Origin of the sequence: Alkalihalobacterium alkalinitrilicum (assembly GCF_002019605.1) — a bacterium.
Lineage (GTDB): Bacteria > Bacillota > Bacilli > Bacillales > Bacillaceae_F > Alkalihalobacterium > Alkalihalobacterium alkalinitrilicum.
In genome coordinates, this window is sequence record NZ_KV917368.1 from 2,428,419 (window position 1) to 2,440,946 (window position 12,528).

At 35.4% G+C, this 12,528-nt stretch carries 13 protein-coding genes; 1 reads left to right on the forward strand and 12 read right to left on the reverse strand.

The window, feature by feature from the left end; genetic code table 11:
* Nucleotides 1–97: 97 nt before the first annotated feature.
* Nucleotides 98–1,219, reverse strand: coding sequence for a M20/M25/M40 family metallo-hydrolase (locus BK574_RS11395; protein ID WP_075385004.1), 1,122 nt, complete (start codon nt 1,217–1,219; stop codon nt 98–100).
* Nucleotides 1,220–1,314: 95 nt separating this feature from the next.
* Nucleotides 1,315–1,740, reverse strand: a complete 426-nt coding sequence (mce, locus tag BK574_RS11400; RefSeq protein WP_075385005.1) for a methylmalonyl-CoA epimerase — start codon at nt 1,738–1,740, stop codon at nt 1,315–1,317.
* Between the two features lie 215 nt (nt 1,741–1,955).
* Here mce and prli42 point away from each other — a divergent pair, with 215 nt between their 5' ends.
* A complete protein-coding gene (gene prli42 / locus BK574_RS27475) occupies nt 1,956–2,048 on the forward strand; it encodes a stressosome-associated protein Prli42 (RefSeq protein WP_158211627.1) in 93 nt (30 codons plus the stop codon).
* 54 nt (nt 2,049–2,102) lie between these two features.
* Here prli42 and BK574_RS11405 read toward each other — a convergent pair whose 3' ends face one another.
* The 10 genes from BK574_RS11405 to BK574_RS11450 all read right to left on the reverse strand — a co-directional run bounded on the left by BK574_RS11405 (nt 2,103) and on the right by BK574_RS11450 (nt 12,434).
* The gene (locus tag BK574_RS11405) at nt 2,103–2,612 is read right to left on the reverse strand and encodes a L,D-transpeptidase (RefSeq protein WP_078428690.1); all 510 of its coding nucleotides are present in this window, start codon (nt 2,610–2,612) and stop codon (nt 2,103–2,105) included.
* Nucleotides 2,613–2,689: 77 nt separating this feature from the next.
* Nucleotides 2,690–3,637: an aromatic acid exporter family protein gene (locus BK574_RS11410; protein ID WP_075385007.1), complete on the reverse strand. Its 948-nt coding sequence runs from the start codon at nt 3,635–3,637 to the stop codon at nt 2,690–2,692.
* A 162-nt stretch (nt 3,638–3,799) separates the two neighbouring features.
* Nucleotides 3,800–4,522, reverse strand: coding sequence for an amino acid ABC transporter ATP-binding protein (locus BK574_RS11415; RefSeq protein WP_075385008.1), 723 nt, complete (start codon nt 4,520–4,522; stop codon nt 3,800–3,802).
* Nucleotides 4,515–5,174: an amino acid ABC transporter permease gene (locus tag BK574_RS11420; RefSeq protein ID WP_075385009.1), complete on the reverse strand. Its 660-nt coding sequence runs from the start codon at nt 5,172–5,174 to the stop codon at nt 4,515–4,517. Before BK574_RS11420 ends, BK574_RS11415 begins: the two co-directional genes overlap by 8 nt.
* A 46-nt stretch (nt 5,175–5,220) precedes the next feature.
* Complete coding sequence (locus BK574_RS11425; protein ID WP_078428691.1) at nt 5,221–5,973, reverse strand: transporter substrate-binding domain-containing protein; 753 nt, start codon at nt 5,971–5,973, stop codon at nt 5,221–5,223.
* 569 nt (nt 5,974–6,542) lie between these two features.
* The gene (locus BK574_RS11430) at nt 6,543–8,189 is read right to left on the reverse strand and encodes an SLC13 family permease (RefSeq protein ID WP_078428692.1); all 1,647 of its coding nucleotides are present in this window, start codon (nt 8,187–8,189) and stop codon (nt 6,543–6,545) included.
* 216 nt (nt 8,190–8,405) lie between these two features.
* Nucleotides 8,406–8,849, reverse strand: coding sequence for an acyl-CoA thioesterase (locus BK574_RS11435; protein ID WP_078428693.1), 444 nt, complete (start codon nt 8,847–8,849; stop codon nt 8,406–8,408).
* Nucleotides 8,850–9,048: 199 nt separating this feature from the next.
* A complete protein-coding gene (locus BK574_RS11440) occupies nt 9,049–10,095 on the reverse strand; it encodes a DctP family TRAP transporter solute-binding subunit (protein ID WP_078428694.1) in 1,047 nt (348 codons plus the stop codon).
* A 10-nt stretch (nt 10,096–10,105) separates the two neighbouring features.
* Nucleotides 10,106–10,795, reverse strand: coding sequence for a response regulator (locus BK574_RS11445; protein WP_078428695.1), 690 nt, complete (start codon nt 10,793–10,795; stop codon nt 10,106–10,108).
* Nucleotides 10,788–12,434 carry an ATP-binding protein gene (locus tag BK574_RS11450; protein WP_238458009.1) on the reverse strand — a complete coding sequence of 549 codons (1,647 nt, stop codon included), beginning with the start codon at nt 12,432–12,434 and terminating at the stop codon, nt 10,788–10,790. The genes BK574_RS11445 and BK574_RS11450 overlap by 8 nt, the downstream gene beginning before the upstream one ends.
* Between the last annotated feature and the right edge of the window lie 94 nt (nt 12,435–12,528).

Genomic DNA, 12,528 nt, shown 5'->3' on the forward strand with positions numbered 1-12,528 from the left:
ATCTATATTTTACTTTTATTCACTTACTTTTCCAGTATAGTGTACCGGAAAAACGCAAAAGAGCCCAAAATATTTGGACTCTTCTGCAAATTTATTTCTATTTCGTTGTTATCGTTTTAACAATTGAAACAACTGCTTCTGCTAACTTAACTAATTCTGAAATTGGCATACGTTCATTTTTCGTATGTATTTCTTCGTAGCCAACTGCAAGGTTGACAGTCGGAATGCCAAAGCCAGCAATGATGTTTGCATCACTTCCACCACCACTTTGTAATAAACGTGGTGTCCTGCCTATAGAAGACATTGCTTGTTTTGCAACTTCTACAACTTCATCACCGTCTCCTAACTTAAAGCCTGGATACATAATATCAATATCAACATCAGCCGTTGTGCCAAAATCTTTTGCCGTATCTTCAAATGCTGCTTTCATCGTTTCCACTTGTTTTTCCATTTTCTCAGGTAGAAGTGAACGGGCCTCAGCTAAGATCTTTACATAATCACAAACAATATTCGTTTGTGTACCACCTTCAAATCTTCCAATGTTAGCAGTTGTGTCTTCATCAATACGACCAAGCGGCATTTTAGAAATGGCTTTAGCAGCAACAGTAATTGCTGATATTCCTTTTTCAGGGGCCACCCCTGCATGAGCTGTTTTTCCATTAACGACAACATTTACTTTTGCTTGAGTAGGTGCTGCTACAATGATATCACCGACAGGTCCATCACTATCTAAAGCAAAACCAAACTTAGCTTTTAGCAAAGATGGATCAAGTTCTTTTGCCCCAACTAATCCTGATTCTTCACCTACTGTAATAATAAATTGTATCGTACCATACTCTATACTTTGTTCCTTTAGAACTTTAATTGCTTCAAGCATAACCGCAATCCCAGCTTTATCATCAGCACCTAAAATCGTTGTCCCATCTGTTACTACATACCCTTCTTTAATCGAAGGTTTTATTCCTTTACCTGGGACTACAGTGTCCATGTGAGATGTAAAGTAAATCGTATCAACACCTTCTTTTGTACCATGTAATGTACAAATGAGGTTACCAGCACCGTGACCTGTTTTACCAGTCGTATCATCTTCATACACTTCAACACCAAGATCTTCGAATTTCTTCTTCAATACTGGCGCAATCAATTGCTCATGTTTGGTTTCGGAGTCAATTTGAACGAGCTCTAAAAACTCATCCACGAGACGTTGTTCATTAATCATTTATCTGCCTCCATCTATCAAGTATCATTCACATTAAATGGTACATGATTTTTTCTTCCATTTCACCTTTTGACGAGCACAATGAAAGAAAAAAATTATTCAGACTTATTCTTTTCACAAAACTCAAACAGAATACCACCTGCAGATTTCGGGTGAATAAAGGCCACTTGGGCACCACCTGCGCCTTTTACGGGTTCATTATTAATCATCTGAATACCCTTTTCTCTAATTTCGTTTATACGTTCTTGAATTCCTGCTACCCCTAACGCAATATGATGAATTCCTTCTCCTTTTTTAGCGATAAACTTGGCAATCGGACTTTCATCATGTAATGGTTCTAATAATTCAATTTTAGACTCACCAATTTTAATAAAAGCTACTTTTACACCTTGTGATGAAACTTCTTCTATCGCTAATAACTCAAGGTTTAATTGCTCCGTATAAAACGGCAATGTTTTTTCGATTGATTGAACTGCAATTCCAATATGATCAATTTTTTTAGGTGCATTTTGTTTTTGCATTTTCTTCGACTCCTATCAAATGATTAATAATAGATTACTACACTATGAATAAATCTAACATGTAGAATATTCTCTAACTTTTGAAGTTTTCCTGCTTTTTTGTCAAACTGAAAGAATAGATGGAATTCTTTTCTTTTCTGTACAAAAAAAGCATCTTGTTCATTAATCTATAAAAAGGTACAATATAAGTAGCATGTCTTTAGGAGGTTACTCATATGTCACGCAAATTTCAAAAAATGATTATTTACGTAATGATCGCAACATTAGTATTAGGGAGTTTACTTACAGGAGCTGCTTTTTGGCTTTAATACAATACGCAGAGGTTAACTCAATACTTACTTGAGTTAACCTCTTCTTCTTGGTTATGGAAGTGCCCCTGCCTCTCTTGCCAGATATTCAAAGCTCTCATTCGTATTGACAATTAATATTTTTGTACCTAGAGGAATTTCCTCATACAATTCTTCCACTTGATTATTTTCCATCCTCACACAACCCGCTGTCACATAATGTCCTATAGACTGAGGAAGATTGGTACCATGTACACCATATATTCTACCGTCAGTTTCTAGTGCATCAAAACCAATCCATCTCGTCCCTAAAGGGTTTTCTTTCGCACCACCTTCTATGTCTTTTTTGCGGTAATAGGGGTTCGGTGCTTTAACAACGATCATAAACTCACCTTCTGGAGTTAATTCGTTCTGTGTTCCAGTAGCAACAGAATATACATTTTGGATAACTCCCTCGTTAATATAAGCTAATTGATTCGTCTGTTTATTAACGATAATGTATGGATCGCCCACAAGTGGATTTTCACCTAATGGCCAAATCGGTGAGACTACGAGCAAAATCGATAAGAAAAGAGTTTGTAGCATTTTTCCGCCTCCAAAATTTGCTCTTTTCCTTATCTTTACTATTCATGCTATTTTTATTCGCTCTTACCTTAGCCGATCTAATGTTTCTTTAATGAATCTTTAATTATTAAGTAACTTTCTAATTCTTGCATCACATAATACAGTGATGACCTAATCTCAAACTCTTGCCGTGTTTGCGGTAATGGCATCTGTTGAAACTCTTCTCTCATTTGAGAAAGTTCATCAAGAAAATAACTCGAAGTATTTACTGGACCAACAGCTTGACTTAATTGATCCAGAAAGCTAGAAATTTTCACTCCTTGGATAACTGTATCATCTAATGAAGAAATAAATGGCATTACTCTCTCAAAAATTTCAAATTGCCTTTCACGCATCTTGAAATAATTATAATACTGGTCTTCATATCTCAGTATATGATTTTCAATGTTTTTTATAGCAATATTCTTAGCTTCCTGAAGCAATTCATAGGTTTCAGTCAATTCTTTACCATCCCATAAATTATTACTATCTCGTAAATAATTTGAGAATTCAGTTAAAATCACTTTGAAATTCTCTTCAATCTTTTTTTGATACATATGTAGATCCTGGCCAACACTTGGCATATATAAATTCATAATTAACGCAACGCCTATACCTATAATAATAAGGTATAGTTCGTTCAAAAAAATCCCGACAGAAACAGTTCCAAGAGTATAAATATGTAAAATGATTACACAGCTCGTCACTATTCCTTCTTTAAGCCTCAGCATAACGGAAAGTGGTATAAATAATAACAACAAGAGCACCAAGGTAATAGGATGGTACCCGATCAATTCAAAAAGGATAAAAGCTAATACGAGTCCTAATAAACACCCCGCAAACCGTTGCCAAGAAATTGATAATGAACTTCTCCGCGTAACTGAAATACATAAAATTGTAAGAATAGCTGCAGATGCGTAAAAATCTAAAGATAGCCATTGGGCGATTAGAATAGCTATCCCAGCTCCTATTGCCGTCTTTAACGTTCGGTATCCTATCTTAAACATGTAGCTCTCCTATCACATAATAATAGAAAAAAGATGGTCACTCAAGACCACCTTTTATTATACGTTAAATGATTATCATTTAACATCCACTCTATTTAGAACATCTTTATTCTATATAAATGAAAGTGCTGAAACCCTTTCTCAGCACTTTCATTTCACATTTTATAAGACCTTTTGTAAAAAGTCACGAGCACGATCAGTTTTTGGTTGACTAAAAAATTCACTCGGTGGAGCATCTTCCAGTAACTGGCCATGGTCAAGAAAAAATACTCGATCAGCCACTTCTCTAGCAAAGCCCATTTCATGCGTAACAATCGTCATCGTCATTCCTGTTTGAGTTAATGATTTCATTACTTCTAAAACTTCCTTAACCATTTCAGGATCAAGTGCGGAGGTCGGTTCATCAAAAAGCATTACTTCAGGATCCATGGCTAATGCTCGAGCAATCGCAACACGTTGCTTTTGCCCACCAGAAAGACGACTAGGATATTCGTTTTTCTTTTCATATAAACCGACTTTTTTTAGAAGTTCTTCTGCCTTAGTGACAGCTTCTGATTTCTCCATTTTCTTAACTGACATCGGTGCATAAGTTAAGTTTTCCAACACAGTCATATGCGGAAATAAATGAAAGTGTTGAAATACCATACCAATTTGTTGCCTTACTTTCAAAATATCAACCTTAGGGCTAGTTAATTCCGTATCATTAAACCAAACCTCACCTGAAGTCGGTTGTTCTAGCATGTTTAAACATCTTAGAAACGTTGACTTACCAGATCCAGAAGGCCCGATAATAGCGACTACTTCCCCTTTATTTATTGAAGTTGAAATATTTTTTAATACTTCAAGCTTCCCAAATGATTTAGATAAATTTTTTACATTAATCACTTCGTTTCAATCTCCTCTCTAGCAATTTCCCAAGAAGAGTTAATGCCATTACTAATACATAATAGATAACTCCAGCAATCAGTAACGGTTCAAAATAGGCAAACGTATTCGAAGCTACGACTTGTGACCTTCTTAGAATATCCATAACCCCAATAACCGATACGATTGCAGACTCTTTAGTTAGAGTAATAAATTCGTTAAATAACGCAGGTAAAATATTTCGAAACGCCTGTGGTAATATAATTTTTAGCATCATTTGATTGTAAGGGATTCCTAATGCTTCCGCTGCTTCTTTTTGACCCTTATCTACTGCTTGTATACCAGCACGTATAATTTCTGATATGTAAGCCGCAGAGTTTAAACCAAAAGTTAAAACCCCTGCTTCATATGCTGAAATATTATAGTCAATTAACTGCGGTGTCGCAAAATAGATAATAGATAATTGCAAGATAAGTGGTGTACCACGGAAAATCGATGTATAAATATCAGATAAAATAACTAATAACTTTACTTTTCCAATCTTGAGTATTGCCAGAAATGTCCCTAAAACTAATCCAATAATTAAAGACACACTAACAAACTTTAACGTGACCCATATCCCTCCCATTATAAAAGGGATAGAGGGCACGATTTGGTTAAAATCCAAATTCATGCCCGTATCTCATTCCTCTCTCGTATATGTCTATTTTATTAGATTTTTATTCGTCAAACCATTTTAAGATTAGTTCTTCTAGTTTGCCATCCTCTTTCATTTTTTGAAGTTCTTCATTAAACGGATCTAATAATTCACTACCTTTAGGGAAAGCAATTGCGGATCCAGCTTCTTCTGTGTGTGGTAATAGGAAAGAAGTTAATTCTGTATTTCTCTCTAAATAACCTTTAGCAACAGTATCTTCGATAATCGCTGCATCAATACGTCCAGCTATTAATTCTTGAATAAGTTCAGGAATACGATTACGCTTTTCAACTTGTAACCCATCTAATTCAGGAGCTAAAACATCTTCAGCTTCTTCTTCTTGAATAGAACCAAGTTGAACACCAAGAGTTTTCCCATTTAAATCTTCTACCGTTTCAATTCCACTATCAGCTTTAAAAACTATTAAGTTATTTGCTTCATGATAAATATCCGAAAAATCAGCACGCTCTAAGCGATCGGGTCTAGGAGTCATCCCTGCTAATACAAAATCAACTCGTCCACCTTCTAAAGCCGGAATGAGACCATTAAAATCCATATCTTGAACTTCAAACTCGTATCCTAGCTGTTCAGTAATATAACGAGCTAAGTCAACATCAAAACCAACAATTTCACCTGTAGCTTCGTCAATCGATTCAAATGGCGGGTAATCTGCGGAAGTACCCATAACAAGTACTTGTTCGTCATCTCCTCCACACCCTGCTAGTAAACCTAATGACAGTATTGCTGTTACACCAATCTTTAATAACTTTTTCATCCTTTTATCCCCCTATTTTTCATAAATCTTTTGTATACTTTCTTACATAAATAACTAATAAATATTCATCTTGATGTATCTTAACACAACTGACTTTGTTTGAAAAGCTTTTTGTATAAATTAAAACATAACTTTATAAATGATCAAAACTTTGGTTAAATAGGAATAATTAAAAAATTCTATTAACTAAAAGAAATACTGGAATATTAATAATCTTAGATACTTATTAAACTATATACAAAATTTCTATACAAATCATAAGATATACCTAAAAATTGATGACTATTCTTAAATAGAATAAAAGGATGACTTAAAGGTGTCCTCACCCTTAAGTCATCCTTTTTAATAAAGTGAAACTTCCATCAGTGAGGGGTTTTCCACTTCCCCCACTGATGGGTAGTTGAGGCCCACACGATGTGGGTCACACAGACGTTGCCACAGAACGTAGCGCCTTTAGTCTGTGTCCATTTAGTCTTTACTGGCAGTTTATCCCCCACTTCTCCTTCTTTGATTTCTCGAAGTCTTGAAGTGGGGTATTACTGCCAGTTGTTGCGGGATAAAACAAGTTATTAGCCTTTAAACATTTCTGGAACGACTTGTAAATCGATACCCCAAACAATTGGTAGATAGAAGTATATAGCAATGACAATGACTACAATGGACATGATATTGATCCAAAAACCTGCTCGTGCCATATCTACCATTTTTAAGTGTCCTGATGCAAAGACAACGGCATTCGGTGGTGTCGCCACAGGCAACATGAAAGCACAAGATGCTGCAATTGCTGCGGGGATCATTAAAGCATAAGGATGAACACCAATTGCCAATGCAAGTGAAGCCATAATTGGCAAGATCATCGTAGCCGATGCAGTATTCGACGTAATTTCAGTAAGGAACATGACTAATGCAGTAACAATCGTTAAGACTAAAATGAAGTGTATTCCGTCTACGACCGTTAATTGATTACCGATCCAAGAAGCAAGACCTGACTCTCTAAATCCTGCGGCAATGGCTAGGCCACCACCAAATAACAGTAAAATACCCCACGGAACCTTTTTTGCTGTTTCCCAATCTAGGAGGAAAGTTCCTCGCTTATTAAGAGAAGGAATAAGGAACAAAATAGCTGCAGCTACAATAGCAATCATTGTATCGTCAATTCCTGGAATAACACCATCGAGTAAGAACGAGCGTGTAATCCAAGAAAACGCTGCTAATAAGAAAACTGCAAGGACAGCTTTTTCTTCAAAACTTGCTTTACCTAAAGCTTTCTTTTGTTCACGAATTAACGCACCTCCACCAGGTAAAGTTTTCATTTTGATCGGAAAAGCCATCTTAACTAAATATACCCAGGCAAAACTAAGTAAAATAATAGTTAAAGGAAGTCCAAACATCATCCAACTTGCAAAAGTAATTTGAATTCCATATAACTCATTAATCACACCAGCTAATATCATATTAGGGGGTGTACCAATTAAAGTTGCTAAACCACCAATAGAAGCAGAGTAAGCTATACCTAACATCATAGCACGTCCAAAGTTTTTATCTTCATTGGCAACACTAACATTTTTCTCTATTAAACTACGGGACACTTGATAAATGATTGCGGTACCGATTGGGACCATCATCATAGCAGTCGCAGTATTCGAAATCCACATCGATAAAAAACCTGTCGCAATCATAAACCCTAGTACTATTCGTTCTGAGCTAGTCCCTATAATAGAGATGATTGTTAAGGCAATTCGTTTATGAAGTTCCCAACGTTCCATAGCAAGGGCAATCAAAAAGCCACCTAAGAACAAGAAAATAGTACTATTCCCATAAGAAGAAGTCACGGCTCCACTATCTAGTGCGCCCGTCAGCGGAAACAAAACAATCGGCAACAATGAGGTAGCTGGGATCGGAATGGCTTCTGTTATCCACCAAGTCGCAATCCAAACTGTACTTGCAAGAACAGCCCTTGCTTCTGGCGTCAAACCATCTGGTGTAAAAAATAACATAATAATAGCAAAAAATGCAGGCCCTAAAATTAAACCAATGAGTTGTGTTTTTTTATAAATTGGATTGGCATTATTATTATTATCTTCATTTTCTTTAGTCTCAACTTTTTTATTTACATTTTGTTGCTGACTAGCAAATGAAAACGTTAATAGGTTTTTCACACGGGAGTGAGATTGCCAAAGGTTATTCCATAGATTTGAAATTAATTGATTACTCATTCGTGTTCTCCCCCTTATGAATATTTTTATAATTCTAAGTATAAAACGCTTTCATTTTTATTTATATTTTTGTACTTAAAGGTATCCTTTTGTTCTTTTTGGTCGCAAAAAAACCACGAATTATGCCATGAATGCAAAAATCGTGGTTTTCTATATTTAATATAGTTTATAGTTTGAATTTATTTGATTTAAGTCAGGGGGGGATTATGTGCCTTACTAAACTGTTTCTAGTTTAATTCCTTCATACTCTTTTATCTTATGAATGATATCCTCAGGAATCGGTTGAGATTTACCTTTTTCATTATTATAAGACACTTGTATTGCATCAGCCGTAACTAAAATATCATTCGTCCCTTCCCGTGCAATGACATATGAGCAAGTTAAACTGGATTTCCCAATCCTTTTTACTCGACAGTAAACATGGAGGAGATCATCTAACTTTGCAGGTTGATGGTATTCTAACGTGATTTTTGCTAGTACGATGTCAAACGTATTTGTTTCAGCTAATTCCATCCAATTTGCTCCTATAACTTCCCTGAAGTACTCTGTAGATGCGACATCCACATATGTAGAATAGTGCGCATTAAATACAATTTTTTGACCATCGATTTCTGAATATCGAACTCTAATGGGGTAATGAAAACGGAAATTATCCAACATAATATCATTCCTTTTTCGTATTATACTAACACGTAACGTATCTTGAGTACATAGTAATCTGACTTTTTAGAATAATTCATTTTTTATCTTCTATTCAACTATCATAAATATTTACTCTAAAATATGAAAAGATTGTTTTACACAAAAGCCTCTTGAATAATTGTATTTTCATTTTTGAATCCATTCATGAATACTCGTGTTATTCTTGAAGTTTAGTTACTTCAGTAATCAATTCTGGATCAATGATTTGCCCATACTTTTCATAGACGGGTTTAAGTGCGTTTCTCCACACCATCTTTTCACTTTCTGTTTGATGATGAATTTCGATTAGATTACTATTTTCGATGCGAGCTAACATTTCAGTATTAATTTTGTTAGAATGTTCACGTAACCATACTGTTACCTCATTCATTGCTTCTATTATACTGTTTTGATGATCAACTGGTAAGCTGTCCCAAAATTTACCATTCATAAAAACAGCGTATCCTAAATAATTATGGTTACTTACCGTCATATAATTTTGTTGCCGATAAAATCCTTTTGAATAAATATTAGATAGTGTATTTTCAGTGCCATCGACAACGCCATTACTAAGCACGTCATATACTTCATTAAAAGGGAAGAGTCGCGGCTTTGCACCAAGTACACGATAAGTATCGCTTAAAGCTTCGCTTGGCATCACACGAACAGAAAGACCTTCAATATCCTCTGGATTTATTATCGGTCTAATCCGATTCGTCACTTGTTTAAAACTATTTTCCCAATAAGTAATTCCATGTAATCCATAATCACTAATGCTATTAAATAGTAACTCACCAATTCTCCCATGAAGTGCATCTTCAACCATTTGCTCGTTTCGAAATACATAAGGTAAATCCATCACAAGCCAATTAGGATCTATTACCGTCACCTCTGAAAGGGCAGGAGCAATAATATGAATGTCCTTTTTCATCAGTGCATCAAATTCAGCTTGGGCTTCATACAACATTGCATTTGGAAAGACTTGCACTTCAACCCATCCATCTGTTTTTTCTCTCACTAATTGAGCAAACATCGAAGCGGCAAGTCCCTTTGGTGTATTTTCAGCAACAACATGACTAAACCGTAATACGTATTTTTCGTTTAACCCTTCTAATTCTTTATCTACTGCTTTTGGGTCCGAGTCAGCTTGATGCGCAAATCCAATATAATGGGCCGTCAACACCCCTACTAATAAGAAAGAACAGATTGTAATTAACCCTCTCATTCTACTCCTCCTACTGCTTCAAGCTATAAAGCTGTATAGGTCGCCCAATGGTACCGTAAGTTAATTCCATTTCTACTTGACCAATTGATTCTAAATAATTTAAATAGCGGCGAACAGTTACTCGAGCTAGACCGACATCGTTTCCTATTTCTTCTGCTGATTTAGCACTTTTCATATCTTTAAGATAACCATGAATTTGGTTTAGCGTGTGTGCATGTAAGCCTTTTGGCAAGGTAACATCTTGTTTTCTGGTTTGTTGGACTAAAACATGGTCTAACTTTTCCTGGGAAACTTTATCGTTGTGATTTAATTGTCCATACACATTTTTATATTGTGTTAATGCTTTTTCTAAACGTTCAAACGTAAACGGTTTAACAACATAATCCACTACACCATGACGTAATAACGTTTTTACTGTGTTTGTATCATTAGCTGCTGTTACTGCAATAATATCGACGTCCACTAATTCTTGCCGAAGTTGTTTAATGAGTTCAACTCCATCTTTTCCAGGCATGTAAACATCTAGTAACACCAAATCTGGTTTCAGCTTTTCAATTTGTTGCCTTCCCATTACTCCAGAGGATGCTACGCCGATAACTGAAAATCCATCAATTTTATCTATAAACATCCGATTTACTTCTTGAACCATCGGATCATCTTCTACTAAGAGTATTCGTATGACTCTTTTCTCATCACGCATAGCCATCCCCCCTTTTTAACGGTAAAGCAATCGAAATGGTCGTTCCTTCATTTTCTTCACTATCTATATCAATTGTACCATTTACTCGTTCTACAATAGATTGAATGAGAAATAACCCAATGCCTCTACCTTCTTTTTGTTTCGTTGAAAAACCACGTGTAAAGATTCTTTCTTGAAATTGCTTAGGTATTCCAATGCCATTATCTGAAATTTGAATAAATAACTCTTTCTCTAATTCTTTGATTAGAACATAAACTGTTTTTGATTCAACATCTGTATTTATTAGGGCATCATAACTATTATCAATTAAGTTTCCCATAATGACGACAAGATCATGGTTAGTTATACCTTCTGGATAATTGATAAAGGAACTAGCCTTATTAATTTTTAGTGCTATTCCTAACTCTTTTCCTCTACTTACTTTACCTAATATTAAACCCGCTACACTATCGTCATGAATTTGTTGCATCAGTATATGCGAAAGGGCATCTCTTTCATCTTTCAACTCAAAAATATAGTCTAATGCTTTGCTCCCCTGATTAAGTTGAATAAGTCCAGCTATTGTATGCAGTTTATTCGAATACTCATGATTTTGAACTCTTAATGCATCAACAAATGCCTGAACGCCTGTTAACTCTTTCGCTAAACGATTAATTTCTGTTTTATCTTGAAAAATAGCAACAACCCCTATTGTTCTTCCATGATCTCTTATTGGAATCCTATTACTTAATATCGCTCGATTTTGAACATAAAATTCTCGTTGGTATATAGGTTCGCCTAATTCTAAAATTTCAGGTAGCCGAGTATCAGGAATCACTTCAGAGATCTGCTTTCCTATTACATCCCCAGTTATATTAAGAATCGCCTTAGCAGACTCATTAAATACTGTAATCTTTTCAAATTCATCAATTGCGATAACTCCATCATGAATAGCATTAAATGTTGCTGTCCGTTCTTCGAGTACACGCGCTAATTCATTCGGCTCCATTTCAAAGGTTTGTTTTTTAATATGATTAGCCAATAGCCAAGCACCCCAGAAACCAAATAATGTCGTAATTATTGTAATAATGATTGCCGTTTGTCTATATTCGTTAATAATATCCGTTAGTTTTGGCAGAACATTCCCAACAACTACAACACCTACTTGTTGACGGTCTCTATCCATAATAGGGACGAACGCCCTAACAGTTTCAGTTCCATCTTCTGCTCTTGCTTTTGAAATATAAATATGTTCTGAAAATGCAGCATTTTCATCACCGCCAGTGAACACTGTTCCTAAACGCTCGGGTATAGGGTGCGTCAATCGAATCCGCTCCATATTCAAAATCACAATATAAGTATGATCGTTTATAACCCTCATTCGTTCAATTAGCGGCTGCAATATATCTGATGCATCGTCCTCTTCGATACTATTCTGCACAGCTTGATTTTGAGTGACTAACTGAGCCGTAATCATCGCCCGTTGCGATAATTCTTCTTCTTTTATTTCATGACTGTAACCAAGTAAGATAATGCCAATGATAATAAGAGCAAAAGCAACAATACCAAAAGCTAAACCAGTGATTTTCCAACGTATGGGTAATTGTAAAAATACCTTCAATTTACTCTCCATTCGACTCTGTTCAACATTTTCTACCATTACTATAACACAAAAATAATGCCAGGAACCTTTAGTACACAATAGAACTAATCAGGAGTCGTTTTTACTAGATATCACATTATCACCTTTAACA